This is a genomic window from Herbaspirillum sp. GW821-FHT09A12 (genome assembly GCF_059418325.1).
Genome location: NZ_JBWKPR010000013.1, coordinates 94,725 through 112,339, shown reverse-complemented (window position 1 = coordinate 112,339; position 17,615 = coordinate 94,725). Strand labels below are relative to the sequence as shown.

Below are 17,615 nucleotides of genomic sequence, written 5' to 3'. Positions count from 1 at the left end.
GCGGATGGCGGATGGCGGTGAAAAAAAGTGCCGCTATTTTAACTTGCCGGAACAGGGTTTCCGCCATTTGGCGGCGCCGGGTGTGGTATTGCCGTCAACCTTCCAGCGGCGCCCACTCGCCCTTGTGCAGCGCTTCCAGCGGCTGGAAGTTGGTCTTGTAGGCCATTTTCGGGCTTTCCTTGATCCAGTAGCCGAGATAGACATAAGGCATGTCCAGCTGGCGCGCCTGTTCGATCTGCCACAGGATGTTGTAGGTGCCGAAGGAAGCGCCCGGCATGTCCGGATCGAAGAAGGTATAGACCGACGACAGGCCGTCGTTGAGCACATCGATGATGCTGACCATGCGCAGCACGCCGTCGGGCTCGCGGAACTCGACCAGGCGCGTGTTGACCTTGCTTTGCAGGAGGAACTGCGCGTACTGGTCGCGGCTGTCCTGGTCCATGCCGCCTCCGGCGTGGCGCACCGACTGGTAGCGCAAGTACAGTTCGTAGTGCTCATGCGCGTAGGTCAGGTTCGTCACCAGCGCCACCAGGTGCCGGTTGCGCTCCCAGGCGCGGCGCTGGCTGCGGTTGCGCACGAACTCGGCGGCGCGGATGCGCACCGGGGTGCAGGCGTTGCAGCCGTCACAATAAGGGCGGTAGGTGAAGATGCCGCTGCGGCGAAACCCGGTCTTGACCAGCTCGGAATACACATCCGCATTGATCAGGTGGGAGGGTGTGGCCACTTGCGAACGGGCTTGCTGGTGGTCGAGATAGCTGCACGGATAGGGCGCGGTCGCATAGAACTGCAGCGTGGAGAACGGCAAGTCTTTGAGATGCGTCATGTGCGTCCTGTCCTGTCGTACGGAAACCCGGCGGCAGGAGAGCGACGGCCACCGGGCAGTGAGCCATGGCACTAATTTACACTATTTGGATGATGTCTTGCTAGCTTGGGACCTGTCCGGGAACAGGTTCTCAGGGACGCTCTGCGGACGGAATGCCGGTTTCCAGCAGGTTCAGCGGCTGCCAGCGGATAATTTGCGGCTCGCGGATGGCCGCGCGCAAGTGGCGCAGGAAATCGTCGCGCGCGATGGGGCTGGCCCCGAGCGAAGCCAGGTGGGCGGTTTCCTGCTGGCAGTCGATCATTTCCACGCCATGGCTGCGCAGGAACAGCACCAGGTGCGCCAGCGCCACCTTGGAGGCATCGCTGACGCGGGCGAACATCGATTCGCCGTAAAACATCTTTCCGATCGACACGCCATAAGCGCCGCCGACCAGTTCGCCATTGAGCCGCACTTCCGACGAATGGGCATAGCCGGCCCGGTGCAGGCCGGTATAGCCTTCGATGATTTCCGGCGAGATCCAGGTGCCTTGCTCATGCCGGCGCGGCTCGGCGCAGCCGCGCATGACTTCTTCGAAGGCCGTATCGAACGTGATTTGCCACAAGCCATCGCCATGGCGGCTGCGTTCGATGCGGCGCAGGGTTTTCCTGAGGCTGTCCGAGACCACGAATTGCGACGGGCGCAGGACCATGCGCGGATCGGTGCTCCACCAGAGTATGGGCTGGCCGTCCGAGAACCAGGGAAAGATGCCCTGGCGGTAGGCTTCCAGCAAGCGCGGCGGCGACAGGTCGGCGCCCGCCGCGAGCAGCCCGGCGGGATCTTTGAGCGCGCGCGAGACGTCGGGGAAGGGGGTGTCGATGTTGAGCCAGGCGATCATCCGCGAACTCTCGGCGGATCAGATCATGCGGCGTCGGATGTCTTCGGTGTGCAGCGTGAAGCCGCCGTCACCGGTACGCAGCTTCTTCCGATCCGCGAAGAAAGCGCGCAGCGTGAATTCCACCGTCGGGAAAGCAATATCTTCCCAGGGAATCTGCTCCTCTGTATACAGTGCGACCTCCAGGCTCTCGATGCCGGCCTGGTAATCCAGGTCGAGCAGGGTGGCGCGGTAGAACAGGTGCACCTGGTGCACATGCGGCACATTGACCAGCGAGAACAGCTCATGCAGCTTGATGCGCGCGCCGGCTTCCTCCTCGGTTTCGCGCACGGCCGCATCCTCGGTGGTCTCATCGTTCTCCATGAAGCCCGCCGGCAGCGTCCAGTAGCCCAGGCGCGGCTCGATGGCGCGCTTGCAGAGCAATATCTTGAGCTGGCCGTCTTGTTCCCATACGGGCAGCGAGCCCACTACCATCTTGGGATTCTGGTAATGGATCGTGCCGCAGCTGCCGCAGACGAAACGCTGGCGCGTGTCGTCCTGGGGAATTTGCAGCGACACGGGCTGACCGCATTCGGAGCAGAATTTCATAGAAGAGGATCGTCGTGGCTTGATTTGGTTGTTATCGGCATGCATGCGCGTCTCACTCCATCAGCCGGCGCCGCGGCACTGACATAGTTGCGCGCAGGCAGTGGCATGTGCGGGTAGAAGTGTATCACTGTAAAAAGATGGCAGAGAATGTTTGCATTCCATTTGGAAGTGTCATATAATCTTTTTCTTCAGACGCGGGGTGGAGCAGTCTGGCAGCTCGTCGGGCTCATAACCCGAAGGTCGTAGGTTCAAATCCTGCCCCCGCAACCAAATCGAAAAAGCCGTTGAATGTTCATGCATTCAACGGCTTTTGCGTTTCCAGCCGCCATTCCTCCCGCTCCGCTCCCGACGATTTTCCAAGCCCGGGCTTCCATCCGGCATTTCTCCCTTTTTCTCCCTACTTGGAAGTAGGGATGAGTCCGGGCGATCGTTAATCTTTCGCTCAGGCATCACATCCTTTTCAAATACAAGTTCTTTTTCCAATCCATGCCGTAATGGCCTGTTTTAATGAAATTACAGGGCTTAAAATAAGCGAGCATTTTTCCTGTGCTGTAACAATCAGGTCACCTCTGGAGTGTAAGATTCGCCCGTCCCATTGGGGGGACGCCCCCGGTGGAGGGGCTGTATAGATAAATAAGATAAATAAAAGAGGCCATCATGAACTGCGAGCGCCCGACATTGCATGTCGCATTTGGGGTGGATGAGAATTTCTTCCGGGGGGCCGGGGTCTGCATCGCTTCCATTCTCGACAATAATCCCGACCTCGATCTGGTCTTCCACGTATTCACCTTCGGCTGCAGCGAACAGAGCCGCGACCGCCTGGCGCGCATGTCGCAGGCGCGCGGCGTTCCCATGCATGTGCATGTGCTCGATGAAGGCGTTTTCGCTCGTTATCGGCATAATCCTCGCGGAAGCTATTCCAACGCGATATTCACCCGCATCCTGATGCCCGGTGTGCTCAGCGGAACCACCGACCGGGTCTTGTATGTCGACTCCGACATCCTGTGCCGGGGCAGCCTGGCCGAGTTGGCGGCGCTGGATCTCGGCGAAAGCGTCGCCGCGGCGGCGGCCGATGTTCTTACCATTGCCCAACGGCGCATCGGCGCGATGGCGCTGGAAGGGGATTTCTATTTCAATTCCGGCCTGCTGCTGATCGATGTCGCCAACTGGAACCGGGCGCGCATCACCGAGCGCGCCATCGAACTGATCGGCAGCGGCGAATACGCGCTCGATTATCCCGACCAGGATGCCCTGAACAAAGTCGCCGAACATCGTGTGATGAAGCTGCATCCCAAGTGGAACGTGATGTTCTCGCTGTTGAGCAGCCTGCGCGCATGCCGCCAGAAATTGCGCATTTCGGACGACGCCGTGATGCTGCATTTTGGCGGCCCGCTGAAACCCTGGCACAACTGGTCGCACGGCTGCGCGCAAGACATGTTCCTGCACTACCAAAAGCGTTCGGGCTGGGCGGATGTTCCGTTGGACGCGCCGAGAACCTACAAGCAGATGCATCAATGCGCCACCTTTCATCGCGGGCACGGCAAATATGTCCAGGCAATGGTCTGGTATGGCGCCTATCTGCGCAAGAAGCTGTCTTTCATGCTGCAGGGGGCGGCTGCAGCAGCCTTGCTGGTGGCCGTGTACCTCCCGGAGAACATTGTCGGTGGCGAACGCTGGATGGGCATGGCGCTAGGCGTCGCCTGAGCGTCCACTCTTGCCGGCGGCGCTTTCGTGAAAACGGCCGATGCCGTGTTAACATGGCCCGCATCTTTATGGAGGCATCAATGGAAACACCGGATCCGTGGATTGAACGCGCCGACGAACTCAAGGCGCACATCGAGGTTTTGCTGGAAACCCAGCTCAACGAGTATGAGCAGATGGTCGCCAAGCTGGAGCAATGGAAGCAGAATCCCGCAGGGCCCTGGTTGACCATGGCCGATTACGAGCCTTGGCAGACTGCGTTGAAGAATCTGGAAACGGCGCAGCGGGAATTCGATTTGCACATCAATTCGCGCGAGAAGTGAATGCCCACGCCCTCCGGCGCCAAGGCATCGGCACGGATGGCATGGATCAGAAGGGCGGGGTTCCGGTTTGAACGGAATCCCGCCTTTGTTTTTGGCCCGGGCAATGGCCGCTACAAGACAAATCCAAAGCGCTTGCCGCGCGACAGGTAAAGGAACGGCAAGGTCAGCGCCAGGCTCAGCGTCACGGCGAAGATGAACATGCGCGTGCCGTCCGGGATGCCCAGTTTGCTGCCGATCACCATGCACCCCGGATGCAGCAGGTACAGCGCCGAGGAGATCTTGCCGAGCGGCCACGCGCTCTGGAATGGCCTGGCCTGCCTGACCTTGGCGAAGAAGGCCGGGCACACCAGCAGCAGGCCGGCGTACATGTCGAAGCCGCGGCGGTTCTCGGCGTGGAACCAGGCCAACGATATTTCGATGAACATCAGGCCCAGGCCCAGCGCCAGGATGGCGTTGGCGTGGCGCTCCAGGTAGCCGGCGATGGCATCGTAATGGTAGCCGATGATGACGAAAGGCAGCCCGAAGAACAGCACATTGCGGTACAGCGCGTAGGACAGGGCGCCGTTGTACGCGTAGTGGGCGACATACTGGATCACGCAGCCCGCCGCATACAGCGCCAGCGCCAGGCCCAGCGCGAATTGGCTGCCGCGTTCGCGGATGCCGATGACGATCGCTCCCGCCATGATCAGCGCCGACAGGTACCACAGGTGCCAGTGGCCGAACACGATTTCGCCGGCGAGATAGGCCAGGTTGAGCGGGAAGGCATAGCCGCTCGCCTGCGGCACATAGAGCGGCGAATATACCGCCATCCAGAACAGGTAGAGCAGGAGCACGCGCTTGAACCACTGCGCGTTGTCCTTCAAGGACCCGGTCTTGGGCATGAAATAGCCGTTGAGGATGAAGAACATCGGTACCGCCACGCGCAGGAAGCCATTGTAGAGATAGTAGGAGCCGGCCTGGCTGAGCTCGCGGAAGATGTAGCAGTGCAGCGCCACTACCATCAGCGCCAGCGATACTTTCAGCACGTCGATGGATGCATTTCTCACGGTCGGTTCCTCTCTGCTCGCATGATTGATGGCGCGTGCCATGAGCATTGACCGGAAGCAAATCGGATTTGTTCTAAAAATCCTTACATAATTTCGCAGTGTGTCAATTCGTGTGTGTTTTTGTTAATCAAGGGGGCGCCATTGCCGAGCTTGCCCGGCGCGCATGGCATAGCTGTTTGCGAGGCTTTTTTCGGAAGGGCCGAGCGTCGCCGCGGGAAATGAGGTGTAATGTCGCTTGTGTTGTGTAAATCGTGCGTACCGCGCGTGCGGATCGCGCATGCGCGCCGCGCTTCCGATAGCAGGCGGTACGGGTACCGACCGCCGACCACCAGGCCGCCAGGGAAATCTGGCCCGGCAAGTCCCGGCGCCGCGCCGGCCGTGTCGTGGCACGGGGCTTGCTGCTGAGTTGGCGGAATCTGTCTTCGTCACAGGCGGCGAGGATTCCGGAATTGAACAGGCAAACATCATCATGAACGCACATCTCAAAACAGCAACGTCGGAGCCGACGAAGCAAACGCTGGACATCCTCAAGACCCTCATCGGTTTCAACACCATCAGCCGCGAATCCAACCTCGGATTGATCGAATGGGTTCGCGATTACCTCGAACGCCACGGCGCCAGGACCCGTCTGACCTACGATGCCGAAAGGCGCAAAGCCAACCTGTTTGCGACCATCGCGGGCGCAGCGGAGGGCAAGTCCACATTCGGCACCGTATTTTCCGGCCATACCGACGTGGTGCCGGTCAAGGGGCAGAACTGGGACACCGATCCCTTCGTCGCCCACGTCGCCGACGGCAAGCTGTTCGGCCGCGGCGCCTGCGACATGAAGGGCTTCATCGCCGTCTGCCTGGCGCGCTTGCCGGCGCTCGACCAGGGCCGCTTGCACACGCCGCTGCATTTCTCGTTCTCGTACGATGAGGAAGTCGGCTGCCTGGGCGTACGCGAATTGCTGGCCGACCTGAAGCGCAACGACATCCGGCCCACCGGCGTCATCATCGGCGAGCCGACCTCGATGCAGGCCGTGATCGCGCACAAGGGCAAGCGCTCCTATCGCTGCTCGGTGCATGGTCATGCGGCGCACTCTTCGTGTCCGCACCTGGGCATCAACAGCATCGACTTCGCCGCGATGATGCAGCTGAAGATCCGCGAGATCGCCATGCGCGTGCGCGATTCGGAAGCCAGGGACTACGACTTCGATGTGCCGTATTCCTCCATCGTCACCACCCTGTCCAATGGCGGCAACGCGCCCAACATCATTCCCGACAAGGCCGAGTTCGTGTTCGAACACCGCTTCTTGCCGGGCGTCGATCCGCAGCAGGTGTTCGAGGAAGTGAAGTCGTATGCGCAACAGGAAATCATGCCGCAGATGGCCATTGACGGCGCCCAGGGCCGCATCGAGTTCGAGACCCTGACCGCATACCCCGGCATGAGCACCGCGGCCGACGATCCGATCGTCGCCGCCGCGCTGCGCATCCTCGGCAACGAACGCGCGCGCAAGGTCGGCTTCGGCACCGAAGGCGGCCTGTTCGGCGAAGCCGGCATGCCGGCCGTGATCTGCGGCCCGGGCGACATCGTCCAGGCCCACAAGCCCAATGAATTCGTCACGCTGGAGCAGTTGGCGCGTTGCGAAAGCTTCTTCGACAACTACCTGGCCTCGGCCAACCTGAGCGCGGCCTGAGTTTTACCAACGCCCTCAAAGCAAAGGCGCTTGCCCCCTCAAGGGCAAGCGCCTTTTTCATTCCGGTTGGCCGGCCTCAGGCGGCCAGCTTGGGACGTTTATCCAGCGATGCCGACAACGCCACGGTGGCCAGGCCCAGCAAGGCCACGGCCGAGCCGATCAGCGGCAAGTCGGTCAGCGGCAAGCCGATCGAAATCGCCACGCCGCCCAGCCAGGCGCCGGTGGCATTGCCGAGGTTGAACGCGCCCTGGTTCAGGGTCGAGGCCAGATTGGGGGCGCCGCGCGCGGTATCGAGCACCCGCACCTGCGCCGCCGGCACCACCGCGAAAGCGAATGCGCCCCAGGCGAACATGGTCACCAAGGTCGGCCACTTGTAGTGGCTGGTCCAGGAGAACAAGCCCAGCACGATGGCGATGCACAGGAAGATCACGCACATCACCGGCATCAGTTTCCAGTCCGCCAGCTTGCCGCCGACCAGGCCGCCGACCGTGATGCCGGCGCCGAACAGCAGCAACACCCAGCTTTCCTGTTGCACGGTGAAACCGGTCACGTCCAGCAGGATGTAGGCGATATAGGTGATCACGCTGAACATGCTGATCGAGGCCAGCGTCGAGGTCAGCAGCGAGAGCTGCACCTGCGTGGCCATGATGGAACGGAACTCCTGGAAGATGTTGCCGCTTTGCATGGCGATCTTTTTCGGCAGCAGGGTCCACAGCAGGATCGCCGCCAGCACGCCGATGCCGGTCACCGCGCCGAAGGTGGAGCGCCAGCCGGCCGCGTGGCCGAACGCCGTACCGAGGGGAACGCCGAGGATATTGGCCACCGTCAGCCCGGTGAACATCAGCGCCACCGCCTGGGCGCGCTTGTCGGGCGCGACCAGCTCGGCCGCCACCACCGAACCGATGCCGAAGAACGCCGCGTGGCAGAACGCCGTGACGACCCGCGCCACCATCAGGAAACCGTAGCTGGGCGCGATCGCGCACAGGATATTGCCAAGGATGAACAAGCTCATCAGCCCGACCAGCGCCTGCTTGCGCGGCCACTTGGCTGTCACGATGGCCAGGATCGGGGCGCCGGCGGCCACTCCCAGCGCATAGCCGGACACCAGCATGCCGGCCGCCGGCGCCGAGACGCCAAGGTCGCTTGCGACGTCGGGCAGCAGGCCCATGATGACGAATTCAGTGGTGCCAATGCCGAAGGCGGCGATGGCGAGGGCGAACAAGGGCCAGTTCATACGGATTCCAGGGAGGAAGGAAAGCGCAGCGGGAATCGCCGCGCGAAGCCGCAAGTTTACCGTCTGGCGGGAAATATTGCAGGCCGGTAAGCAAGCCCGCCGTCATTTAACAACGGGGATGGCATCAGGCCGGATCGGCCGCCAGCGGCCGCGCCATCCAGTTCTTGAGCATGGACAGCAGCGCGCCATACGCCGGCAGGAAAAAGAGCAGGCTGATGGCGATCTTGACGCAGTAGTCGACCACCGCGATTTCCACCCAATGCGCGGCCATGAAGGCGTCGCTGCTGCGCCAGAAGGCGATCGAGAAGAAGGCCAGCGTGTCGCTGGCATTGCCGAACAGCATGGACACCGAGGGCGCCAGCCACCAGCGCCGGCTGGCGCGCAGGCGGTTGAACACCTGCACGTCAAGGATCTGGCCCAATGCATAAGCCATGAAACTGGCCAGCGCGATGCGCGCCACGAACAGGTTGAAATGCGCCAGCGTCCCGAAGCCTTGCCATTGGCCCATATAGAACAGCGCCGACACCACATAGGAAACGAACAACGCCGGCAACATCACCGCCAGGATGATGCGCCGGGCCAGCGGCGCGCCGAAGAAGCGCACCGTCAGGTCGGTCGCCAGGAAGATGAACGGAAAGCTGAACGCACCCCAGGTGGTATGCAAGCCGAAGACCGACACCGGCAACTGCACCAGATAATTGCTGGAAGTAATCACCAGCAGATGGAATAGCGAAAGCCAGGCCAGCACGGCCGTGTGCCGGCGCAGATCGATAGTTGTCATATGGACCTTTTTGATGAATGGGGTTAGGGAACCCATGGACGAAAATCCCGCGCACGCGGCACGGGATGTGAAGGGCGCTACTTTACCATACCGCGCCCATCTCACGCATTGCAGGAGCGCCCAAAGAGGGGGCGGCATTAGTTCGGCGCGGACCATGGACGCGTGCGGCCAGCGGCCATGTTGATGCATATCAAGGCGCCCATTGCCCTGCGCGCCTATCCTGCAATTTCCAATCAATCCCTGTTCGCCCGATGCAGCGGCTCGCGGTGTATTGCGCCTGTCGCGCATCCTGCCGGCCATGCGCCCGGGCGGCTGGCCAGGAGCCGCCCATGCAAGTCGCCCATCCGTCATTGACGCCCGATTCCGCCAGCCTGGCAGGCATGAACAAGAGCCTGCTGCGCAAGCTGGACCAGCGCGGCCCGCGCTACACCTCCTATCCGACCGCCGACCGCTTCTCCGGCGACTTCGCCGTCGCCGACTACCTGCACGCCGTCGCCGATCGCCGCAGCATGGGCGCCTGGCGCGCGCTGTCGCTGTACCTGCACATCCCGTTCTGCGACACCATCTGCTACTACTGCGCCTGCAACAAGATCGTCACCAGGAACCGCGCCAAGGCCGCGCTCTACCTGAGTTACCTCAAGCGCGAGATCGGCATGCAGGGCTCGCTGTTCTCCGGCATGAACCAGGTCGAGCAGCTGCATTTCGGCGGCGGCACGCCGACCTATTTGTCGGACGGGCAGATGGGCGACCTGATGGCGCATATCCGCAAGAGCTTCACGCTGGCGCCGGACAATGTGGGTGAATACTCCATCGAGATCGACCCGCGCACCGTGTCGGTCGAACGCGTGCAGTCGCTGCGCGCGCAGGGCTTCAACCGCATCAGCCTGGGCGTGCAGGATTTCGACCCCGAGGTGCAGCGCGCCGTCAACCGCGTGCAGTCCGAGGAGCAGACGCTGGAAATCATCCGCGCCGCGCGCGCGGCCGGTTTCCGCTCGATCAGCATCGACCTGATCTACGGCTTGCCGAAGCAGAATGTGATGTCGATGTCGCGCACGCTGGCCAAGGTGGTCGCGGCCAGCCCCGACCGCATTGCCGTCTACAACTACGCCCACATGCCGCAGTTGTTCAAGACGCAAAGGCAGATTTGCGAAGACGATCTGCCCACTGCCGACAGCAAGCTCGACATGCTGTCGCTGTGCATCCGCCAGCTGGGCGCGGCCGGTTACGTCTACATCGGCATGGACCATTTCGCCAAGCCTACCGACGACCTTGCGGTGGCCCAGCGCCAGGGCCGCCTGCACCGCAATTTCCAGGGATATTCAACCCATTCGGAAAGCGACTTGGTGGCTTGCGGCGTGTCGGCCATCAGCGCCGTGGGCGGCAGCTACAGCCAGAACGAGAAGACCCTGGACGGCTACTACGCGCACCTGGAAAACGCCACGCTGCCGATTGCCCGCGGCATCCGGCTCGGCATGGACGACGTGCTGCGGCGCCTGATCATCCAGCGCCTGATGTGCAACTTCGAGCTGTCGATCAGCTCGCTGGAGATCGCCTATCCGATCGTCTTCCGCGAATACTTCGCGGCCGAGATCGAGAAGCTGCAGGCGCTGGAGGCGGACGGCCTGCTCCGGATCGAGCCGGAATGGATCACGGTCGAGCCCAAGGGCCGCCTGCTGATCCGCAACATCTGCATGGTGTTTGACCGCTACCTGGCGCAGGAGCGCGAGCAAGCCGCGCCGCGGCGTTATTCGCAGACGCTCTGAGCCGCCGCGCCATCCGGCGTGACGATCGGCGGCAAGGCGGGGGAGATTCAGGCCGTCGCGCGGGCGCCGGGCGGCAGGCAGGCGTCCACGCCGGCGGCCAGCTTCTTCAGTGCCGCCAGGTCCACCACTTCCACATCGCGCTGTTCCACCGCCAGCAAGCCCTGCTTGCGGAACCTGGAGATCAGGCGGCTGATGCTTTCGATGGTCAGGCCCAGGTAGTTGCCCACATCCTGGCGCGTCATGCGCAACTGGAAGCGGGTCGGCGAATAGCCGCGCGCCGCGTAGCGTGAAGACAGGTTGACCAGGAAGGCGGCGAAGCGCTGTTCGGCGCGCATATTCCCCAGCAGCATGATGACGTTCTGCTCGCTGGTGATCTCATGGCTCATGATGCGGTGGAAATGGCGCAGCAGGCGCGGGATCTGGCCGAACAACTGTTCCAGGCGCGCAAACGGGATCTCGCACACTTCGCTGTCTTGCAGGGCCACGGCGTCGCACTGGTGGCGTTCGGTGCCGATGGCATCCATGCCCAGCAGTTCGCCGGGCATCTGGAAGCCGGTGATCTGGCGGTCGCCGTCGAGGTTTTCCTGGTAGGTCTTGAAGTGGCCCACGCGCACCGCGTACAGCGCCGTGAAGCGGTCGCCGATGCGGTACAGGAAGTCGTCGCGCGCCACCTTGCGGCGGCCGATGATCTTGTCCAGGCGCTTCATGTCGGACTCGTCCAGGCCCATCGGCAGGCACAACTGGTGCATGCCGCAGGCGGCGCAGCTGCGCAAGGATGAATTGCTGGCGGCTTCGCGCGCGGCGGTCAGGGCGGAGTGGCAAGACTGGTTCATACGATGTTCCCGGCGGACATGTTGCGATCTTTGATGGCCCCCATTTTAAGTCTGCGCGACAGGCGCGAAGCGGCGCCATTGCCGAATCAGACGGCATTGCTTGCGCCAGATCAAACAAGCGGCAAGTAATCGGGAAAAGTGATGGGCGAGATGGGCCGGCGCGGCGGTGCGCGATAAAAAAGGGAGAGGGGCGGTCTTGATGGGGGGATTGGGCGGCATCGCAGAGTTACCGGGGATCCGCGACTGCCCTTCCATGCGGCCGTCTTATTGTTGAAGGTCAAGCTGCAGATATTGTTCAGGTTTCGTTTGCCGCAGTGACTGCCGCGGGCATTTCGGGCAGCGGCAGCGGCTTGCTGGTGGGGCGGCCGCGGAAATCGGTCCAGCACAGGCGATTGAAGTCGTACAGCTTGCAGCGGCGCGCGGTGTCGAAATACCAGCGCCACGAGAACTTCTGGATCACGATGCGGCCGGGCAGCATGGTTTCCAGTTTCTTCTGCGCCTGCTTCAGGCGGTACAACGGCACGCTCATGTCTACGTGGTGCGCGGTGTGTTCCATGATGTGATGCAGCAGCGTACCCCAGCGGCGGCCGAAGGTCAGATGCACGGTGGTGGAGACGAAGGGCTGGGCCGCGGCCCAGGTGATCTTGTCCTGGTACCACGCCACCGAGGTATGCGTGTGGTGCACATAGACCACGAAGCCGATCATCGCCTTCCAGAACAGGATGGGAATGGCGAAGCCGGCAATGAACAGGCCCCAGAACGACTGGCCGGTCGCCTGCGCCGCCCAGGCCAGTCCGGCGATCCACGCCGCCGCCGCCAGGCTGACCAGCACGCCGTCCCACATGAATTCGGCGCGGCGGGTGGGCATCTGCCGCTTCGAGGGGAAGTACATGCGCTTCCACCACATATCCACCAGGTAGTACAGGCCGGGCGCCCAGCCGCTGCGGTAGATGCGCTCCAGTTGCCGGCGCCAGCGCGGCAGGGCGCGGAATTCCTCGATGGTGCGCGGTTGCCAGACGAAGTCGAAACCCTTCAGGTTGGTATAGCCGTGGTGCACCACGTTATGGCCGATCGCCCACAGGCTGTAAGGCGTCAGCGAGGGCATGAACAGGATGCGGCCCAGCCAGGTATTGAGTGTCCGGTTGGGGGTGAAGCTCTGGTGGCAGGCATCGTGGCCGAGGATGAACAGGCGGCCGATGATGAAACCGGTCGCCATGCCCAGCAGGATCTTGCCGATCATCCACGGCATCCAGACGATGGCTGCCAGCCCCAGGCCGAACAGGCAGTAATCGATGGCCGACAGCCAGAGCGCAATGGCGGTGCTGCGCCGGCTGATCGGGATCACCCAGGAACGGATGACCTTGCGGTGCGGCATCGGTGCGCCGGGCGCCACCGGCGTGCTATGCGAAGTTGTCGGCATCGTGATGGAAGCTCTTCTTGCTTAAGGGACGGTGGGGCAGGTCAGAAGCGATAGCCGACGCCGACGCCGAACAGCCAAGGATCGATCTTGACGGTGCTGAGCTTGGCGCCGCCGACCTTCACGTCGCTGCGGATCTGGATTTTCTTGAGATCGAAGTTGATCAACCAGTGCCGATCGATCTTGATGTCCAGGCCGGCCTGCAGGACGCCGCCGATGCTGTGGTTGTCCAGCTCGGCCGCGCCGCCCAGCACGTTCACGTTGGAAATGCGGGTGTAGTTGAGGCCGGCGCCGACATAAGGCGAGAAGCGCGACTCCGGCGTGAAGTGGTATTGCAGCAGCAGGGTCGGCGGCAATTGCTTGAAGCTGCCGATGTTCTGGCCGGAGAGGCGCACGTCATGTTTCTGCGGATAGGTCAGGATCAGCTCGGCCGCGATGTGCGGGGTGAAGAAGTAGCTGATGTCGATTTCGGGGATGGTCTTGGAGCTGACGCTCAACTGGTCCGATTGGGCGGTCACGCCGGCGACCGGGTCGGATTTGTTGTCGGGGCTGATATTGACGGCGCGCAGGCGCACCAGCCAGGGGCTTTGCGCTTCCTGCGCAAAGGCGGCGGGAGCGGCAAAGGAAGAAGCGAAGGCCGCGGCTGCTGCGGCGATGGTCACGAGTTTTTTCACGGGCTTTTACCTGACGGTTGACGATGCCCGAAAGGTACGCGTGAAGTGAGCAAAGGGTTTTGATACCGATCAAGCGGTGAGCAATAGTCGAGGCGCGCACTTGTCTTTTTCAAGTATCCGGGCTCTATACCGATACATAGGTGTGTCTCTGATGCAGATACTCATGAACGCCGTAATGGAGCAGAGTGATTGTAAAAAACAGGAAAAATATGAAATTTGAAAAACAGATAATTCTCGCAGTAATAGATCTTTTGTCTCCGATGCAAGCAGCGAAGCCGAGCGATACAAAATCAAAGTTTCAAAGAGGAAGTGACAAGCTTAATTGGGGACTGTTGATTGGTGGAGCAGTGGGTCTATTTTTGTTAGTTTTTTTGGCCGTACTCAAGATGGCAAAAATTGAGATTCCTGATGAAATATTGCTTGGGTGTGTATATGTATTTGGGATAATTGCAATTGCAATGCCAATTTTCTCGTTGCTCGTGATGATTTTGTCGAGCGTTGTGTCGTTGGTAACAGTAAAAAAGGAAGAAGCTGAGCGGTTTCGAAAAGAAATCGAACAGGATTTGATTCATGTTCAAGAACTAGTGAAGCATGAGAAAAGTAGTCTTCTGGCCGCGAAAAAACTTCTTGAAGTGAAACGAGAGCGGATCAAAAACCGTATAGGTTTCTTTCTTGGAGGGAGCGAGAAGGTTGCGATTTTTTCTCTCGCAGGCTTGGGATGGTCAACCCTTAATGCTTTGTACTCAAAAGAAAAACTCGTAATGGATAGCGGGATTCCACTGATAGATACCAACTTTGATAATCTTCTTCTCTACATTGCGGCGTTCTTTGCCGGAATTGCTATTGGAGCAGTGATCATGAATAAGTTCTCGCTCCGATATGCTTATTTAATCGAACTTCTCGATTTAGCGATCATGCACAAAGATTAACAAGCATATTTGTTTGCGGAAGAATAAAACAGCGGCCCCGTAAAACGGGGCCGCTGTTTTTATTCCTTGTAACGCGCTTCGCGCGCCAGCTTGGTCAGGTTCTCCGGATCTTCGAAGGCCTTGTAATAGGCGTTGAGCGCCGGGGCGCCGCCGAGGTGGGCGTACAGCACGCGCTGGCCCTTGAAGTGGCCCTTCTTGGCCATGTCGATCAGGCCGTCGATGGATTTGCCTTCATACACCGGGTCGGTCAGCATCGCTTCCATTTCGGCGGCGGTGCGGATGGCGGCGATGGTTTGCTCGCTTGGCAGGCCGTAGGCCGGGCCGCTGTAGTCGGGAATGATCTCGATGTCGGCGTCTTTCAACACCACCTTCTTGCCGCCCTTGGAGGCGATCAGTTCGCAGGTGTCGTTGGCGATCTTGGTGACCGCGCGGCGGGTCATCGCCTCGTCGTCGGCGGTGTCGATGCCGATCACGCGGCGGCGCTTTTCCTGCGCGGCGAAGCCGACCACCATGCCGGCTTGGGTGGAACCGGTACAGGTCGCCACCACGATGTTGTCGAAGAAGATGCCCAACTGCTGCTCCTGCATCGCCACTTCATCGGCGAAGTTGGCGTAGCCCAGGCCGCCCAGCGGGTGGTCCGAAGCGCCTGCCGGGATCGGGTAGGGCTTGCCGCCCTTGGCGCGCACTTCTTCCAGTGCACGGGCCCAGGTGTCTTTTTCCGTGGTCGAGTAACCGTAGCCGCCCATGATCGGGTTGCCGCCCATGATGCGGGTCAGGAGGATGTTGCCGACCTTGTCGTAGACCGGGTCATCCCATTCCAGCCAGGTTTCCTGCACGGTGTAGGACTTCATGCCGACCGCGGCCGCGGCGGCGCACACCTGGCGCGTGTGGTTGGACTGGATGTTGCCGATCGAAACCAGCGTGTCGCAGCCCTTGGCCAGGGCGTCGGCCACCAGCCATTCCAGCTTGCGGATCTTGTTGCCGCCAAAGGCCAGACCGGAGGAGACGTCGTCGCGCTTGGCCCAGATCTCGGTGTCGAGCATCGCGGACAGGCGCTCCAGTTTATGGAGGGGGGAGGGGAAGAAGCCCAGCGTCTTGCGCGGGAACAGTTTGTCGAGTGCCAGCATAGGGTGCTCCGTCAGGTTCGGGTCGGTGGGAAATCGGTGCGATTCACGTCGAATCGACGGGATCAACTTTACGCCTGCGGTTTTAAATGGTGTTTCCGAATTTATGCCATTATTCGGATTGTTAAAGCGACAGATTTTTATATGTCGAAATAAATATCCGTAAAAATCGTTTTTAAAGGAATTTTCATCATGTCACTCGACCGCATGGACAAGCGCATCCTCAAGGCGCTGCAGAAGGACGGCCGCATCGCCAACGCCGAACTGGCCAAGAAGGTCGGCATGAGCGCCACCGCCTGCTGGAACCACACCAAGCGCCTGATGGACGAGGGCTACGTGAAGGACGTGCGCGCCATCCTCGATCCGGAAAAGCTGGGCTTGCCGGTGCTGGTGACGGTGGGCGTGGTGCTGGACCGCTCGACGCCGGAAAGCTTCGCCGAGTTCGAAAAGGCGGTGCGCGATATCGCGGCCGTGCAGGAGTGCCTGTTGCTGGCCGGCGAATTCGATTACTGGATCAAGCTGCGCGTGAAAGACCTGCAAGCCTTCAACCGGCTGCATGCCAACACGCTGCTGCGCCTGCCGGGCGTGCGCCAGTTGCGTTCCTTCTTCGTGCTCAATGAAGTCAAGAACAGTTACGAACTGGTGGTCGAGTGAACGATTCGCGGACAGGTCCTATACTAGAACTCATTTCATAAATAGGCGTGAGATGCGTTTATTTACTTGCGCCCCATCCACGAGGATTTCACCGATGACATCTGCCGCTACCTCTGCCCCATTATCCGCATCGCAACTGCGCACGTTCTATCCGCCCATCGAACCTTACGACAAGGGCTTGCTGGAGGTGGGCGATGGCCATCGCGTGTATTGGGAGGTGTGCGGCAACCCGCGCGGCAAGCCGGTGGTGTTCCTGCATGGCGGCCCCGGCGGCGGCAGCGGCCCGTCGCATCGGCGCCTGTTCAACCCGGAGAAATACCGCATCGTGCTGTTCGACCAGCGCGGTTGCGGACGCTCGCTGCCGCATGCCAACCTGGAAGCCAATACCACCTGGGACCTGGTGGCCGATATCGAGCGCCTGCGCGAGCTGCTCAAGATCGAGAAGTGGCAAGTGTTCGGCGGCTCCTGGGGCAGCACGCTGGCGCTGGCCTATGCCCAGACCCATCCCGAACGCGTCACGGAACTGGTGTTGCGCGGCATCTTCCTGCTGCGCAAGGCCGAGCTGGACTGGTATTACCAGGAAGGCGCGTCATGGATGGCGCCGGATCGCTGGGATGAATTCCTCGCGCCCATTCCCGAGGCCGAGCGCGGCGACCTGGTGAGCGCCTACCGCAAGCGCCTGACCGGCGCCGACGAGGCCGCCAAGCTGGAGGCGGCGCGTGCCTGGAGCCGTTGGGAGGCCAGCACCATCACGCTGGTGGCGGACGAGAAGATGATCGATTCCTTCAACGACGCCTTGTTCGCGCTGGCCTTTGCGCGCATCGAGAACCATTACTTCGTCAACCGCGGCTTCATGGAAGAAGGGCAGTTGCTGGCCAATGCCTCGCGCCTGAAGGGGATACCGGGGGTGATCGTGCAGGGGCGCTATGACCTGGCGACGCCGGCCCGCTCGGCATGGGACCTGGCCAAGGCCTGGCCGGATGCGCAACTGCATCTGGTGGGCAGCGCCGGGCATGCCTACAGCGAACCGGGGATACTGGATAAGCTGATCCGGGCTACCGATGCGTTTGCGGATCGCTGAAATGATGGGGCGCTGACCTTGCTGTGCAAACGGCAAGCGCCGTCGTCCTGATGAAAGCCAGGATCCGGCGGCGTTGAGCGCATCTCCCGTCAGCA

17 protein-coding genes and 1 tRNA gene are annotated in these 17,615 nt (G+C 61.3%); 8 read left to right on the top strand and 10 right to left on the bottom strand.

Annotation, left to right across the window (positions count from 1 at the left end; genetic code table 11):
* Positions 1 to 94: 94 nt before the first annotated feature.
* The 3 genes from AC07N6_RS20920 to AC07N6_RS20910 all read right to left on the bottom strand — a co-directional run bounded on the left by AC07N6_RS20920 (position 95) and on the right by AC07N6_RS20910 (position 2,282).
* Positions 95 to 823, bottom strand: coding sequence for an arginyltransferase (locus AC07N6_RS20920; RefSeq protein ID WP_494782082.1), 729 nt, complete (start codon positions 821 to 823; stop codon positions 95 to 97).
* Positions 824 to 953: 130 nt separating this feature from the next.
* The gene (aat, locus tag AC07N6_RS20915) at positions 954 to 1,697 is read right to left on the bottom strand and encodes a leucyl/phenylalanyl-tRNA--protein transferase (protein ID WP_494782081.1); all 744 of its coding nucleotides are present in this window, start codon (positions 1,695 to 1,697) and stop codon (positions 954 to 956) included.
* A gap of 18 nt (positions 1,698 to 1,715) precedes the next feature.
* Positions 1,716 to 2,282: an NUDIX hydrolase gene (locus AC07N6_RS20910; RefSeq protein ID WP_494782080.1), complete on the bottom strand. Its 567-nt coding sequence runs from the start codon at positions 2,280 to 2,282 to the stop codon at positions 1,716 to 1,718.
* 193 nt (positions 2,283 to 2,475) lie between these two features.
* On the opposite strand from AC07N6_RS20910, the gene AC07N6_RS20905 reads away from it, so the two are divergent.
* From AC07N6_RS20905 to AC07N6_RS20895, 3 genes are all read left to right on the top strand, one after another.
* A tRNA-Met gene (locus tag AC07N6_RS20905) sits at positions 2,476 to 2,552 on the top strand.
* Positions 2,553 to 2,939: 387 nt separating this feature from the next.
* Entirely contained in the window at positions 2,940 to 3,986 is a 1,047-nt protein-coding gene (locus AC07N6_RS20900; protein WP_494782079.1) for a glycosyltransferase family 8 protein, read from the top strand.
* A gap of 80 nt (positions 3,987 to 4,066) precedes the next feature.
* Positions 4,067 to 4,306 carry a hypothetical protein gene (locus AC07N6_RS20895; protein WP_494782078.1) on the top strand — a complete coding sequence of 80 codons (240 nt, stop codon included), beginning with the start codon at positions 4,067 to 4,069 and terminating at the stop codon, positions 4,304 to 4,306.
* A gap of 110 nt (positions 4,307 to 4,416) precedes the next feature.
* On the opposite strand, the gene AC07N6_RS20890 is transcribed toward AC07N6_RS20895, so the two are convergent.
* Entirely contained in the window at positions 4,417 to 5,352 is a 936-nt protein-coding gene (locus tag AC07N6_RS20890; protein WP_494782077.1) for an acyltransferase family protein, read from the bottom strand.
* 469 nt (positions 5,353 to 5,821) lie between these two features.
* On the opposite strand from AC07N6_RS20890, the gene argE reads away from it, so the two are divergent.
* Positions 5,822 to 7,030: an acetylornithine deacetylase gene (argE, locus tag AC07N6_RS20885; protein ID WP_494782076.1), complete on the top strand. Its 1,209-nt coding sequence runs from the start codon at positions 5,822 to 5,824 to the stop codon at positions 7,028 to 7,030.
* Positions 7,031 to 7,106: 76 nt separating this feature from the next.
* Here argE and AC07N6_RS20880 read toward each other — a convergent pair whose 3' ends face one another.
* Positions 7,107 to 8,264, bottom strand: a complete 1,158-nt coding sequence (locus AC07N6_RS20880) for an MFS transporter (protein ID WP_494782075.1) — start codon at positions 8,262 to 8,264, stop codon at positions 7,107 to 7,109.
* 124 nt (positions 8,265 to 8,388) lie between these two features.
* A complete protein-coding gene (locus tag AC07N6_RS20875) occupies positions 8,389 to 9,045 on the bottom strand; it encodes a 7-cyano-7-deazaguanine/7-aminomethyl-7-deazaguanine transporter (protein ID WP_494782074.1) in 657 nt (218 codons plus the stop codon).
* 329 nt (positions 9,046 to 9,374) lie between these two features.
* Between AC07N6_RS20875 and hemN the strand changes: the two genes are divergently transcribed.
* The gene (gene hemN / locus AC07N6_RS20870) at positions 9,375 to 10,808 is read left to right on the top strand and encodes an oxygen-independent coproporphyrinogen III oxidase (protein ID WP_494782073.1); all 1,434 of its coding nucleotides are present in this window, start codon (positions 9,375 to 9,377) and stop codon (positions 10,806 to 10,808) included.
* Between the two features lie 47 nt (positions 10,809 to 10,855).
* Here hemN and fnr read toward each other — a convergent pair whose 3' ends face one another.
* From fnr to AC07N6_RS20855, 3 genes are all read right to left on the bottom strand, one after another.
* Complete coding sequence (gene fnr, locus AC07N6_RS20865; RefSeq protein ID WP_494782072.1) at positions 10,856 to 11,641, bottom strand: fumarate/nitrate reduction transcriptional regulator Fnr; 786 nt, start codon at positions 11,639 to 11,641, stop codon at positions 10,856 to 10,858.
* Positions 11,642 to 11,936: 295 nt separating this feature from the next.
* Entirely contained in the window at positions 11,937 to 13,016 is a 1,080-nt protein-coding gene (locus AC07N6_RS20860; RefSeq protein WP_494782243.1) for a fatty acid desaturase, read from the bottom strand.
* Between the two features lie 86 nt (positions 13,017 to 13,102).
* Positions 13,103 to 13,732, bottom strand: coding sequence for an OmpW/AlkL family protein (locus AC07N6_RS20855; protein WP_494782071.1), 630 nt, complete (start codon positions 13,730 to 13,732; stop codon positions 13,103 to 13,105).
* Between the two features lie 209 nt (positions 13,733 to 13,941).
* On the opposite strand from AC07N6_RS20855, the gene AC07N6_RS20850 reads away from it, so the two are divergent.
* Complete coding sequence (locus AC07N6_RS20850) at positions 13,942 to 14,661, top strand: YuaM family protein (protein WP_494782070.1); 720 nt, start codon at positions 13,942 to 13,944, stop codon at positions 14,659 to 14,661.
* 59 nt (positions 14,662 to 14,720) lie between these two features.
* Here AC07N6_RS20850 and AC07N6_RS20845 read toward each other — a convergent pair whose 3' ends face one another.
* On the bottom strand, positions 14,721 to 15,788 hold the full coding sequence (locus tag AC07N6_RS20845; RefSeq protein ID WP_402701688.1) for a 1-aminocyclopropane-1-carboxylate deaminase: 1,068 nt from the start codon (positions 15,786 to 15,788) through the stop codon (positions 14,721 to 14,723).
* Positions 15,789 to 15,977: 189 nt separating this feature from the next.
* On the opposite strand from AC07N6_RS20845, the gene AC07N6_RS20840 reads away from it, so the two are divergent.
* Positions 15,978 to 16,439, top strand: coding sequence for an Lrp/AsnC family transcriptional regulator (locus AC07N6_RS20840; protein ID WP_141913108.1), 462 nt, complete (start codon positions 15,978 to 15,980; stop codon positions 16,437 to 16,439).
* A gap of 94 nt (positions 16,440 to 16,533) precedes the next feature.
* Positions 16,534 to 17,520, top strand: a complete 987-nt coding sequence (gene pip / locus AC07N6_RS20835) for a prolyl aminopeptidase (protein WP_494782069.1) — start codon at positions 16,534 to 16,536, stop codon at positions 17,518 to 17,520.
* Positions 17,521 to 17,615: the final 95 nt, after the last annotated feature.

Coding starts and splice junctions, on each gene's coding strand:
- AC07N6_RS20850 (WP_494782070.1), top strand. CDS start 13,942: ATGAAATTTGAAAAACAGATAATTCTCGCAGTAATAGATCTTTTGTCT.
- argE (WP_494782076.1), top strand. CDS start 5,822: ATGAACGCACATCTCAAAACAGCAACGTCGGAGCCGACGAAGCAAACG.
- aat (WP_494782081.1), bottom strand. CDS start 1,697: ATGATCGCCTGGCTCAACATCGACACCCCCTTCCCCGACGTCTCGCGC.
- AC07N6_RS20860 (WP_494782243.1), bottom strand. CDS start 13,016: ATGCCGCACCGCAAGGTCATCCGTTCCTGGGTGATCCCGATCAGCCGG.
- AC07N6_RS20880 (WP_494782075.1), bottom strand. CDS start 8,264: ATGAACTGGCCCTTGTTCGCCCTCGCCATCGCCGCCTTCGGCATTGGC.
- AC07N6_RS20910 (WP_494782080.1), bottom strand. CDS start 2,282: ATGAAATTCTGCTCCGAATGCGGTCAGCCCGTGTCGCTGCAAATTCCC.
- AC07N6_RS20875 (WP_494782074.1), bottom strand. CDS start 9,045: ATGACAACTATCGATCTGCGCCGGCACACGGCCGTGCTGGCCTGGCTT.
- AC07N6_RS20895 (WP_494782078.1), top strand. CDS start 4,067: ATGGAAACACCGGATCCGTGGATTGAACGCGCCGACGAACTCAAGGCG.
- AC07N6_RS20900 (WP_494782079.1), top strand. CDS start 2,940: ATGAACTGCGAGCGCCCGACATTGCATGTCGCATTTGGGGTGGATGAG.
- AC07N6_RS20845 (WP_402701688.1), bottom strand. CDS start 15,788: ATGCTGGCACTCGACAAACTGTTCCCGCGCAAGACGCTGGGCTTCTTC.
- hemN (WP_494782073.1), top strand. CDS start 9,375: ATGCAAGTCGCCCATCCGTCATTGACGCCCGATTCCGCCAGCCTGGCA.
- fnr (WP_494782072.1), bottom strand. CDS start 11,641: ATGAACCAGTCTTGCCACTCCGCCCTGACCGCCGCGCGCGAAGCCGCC.
- AC07N6_RS20920 (WP_494782082.1), bottom strand. CDS start 823: ATGACGCATCTCAAAGACTTGCCGTTCTCCACGCTGCAGTTCTATGCG.
- pip (WP_494782069.1), top strand. CDS start 16,534: ATGACATCTGCCGCTACCTCTGCCCCATTATCCGCATCGCAACTGCGC.
- AC07N6_RS20840 (WP_141913108.1), top strand. CDS start 15,978: ATGTCACTCGACCGCATGGACAAGCGCATCCTCAAGGCGCTGCAGAAG.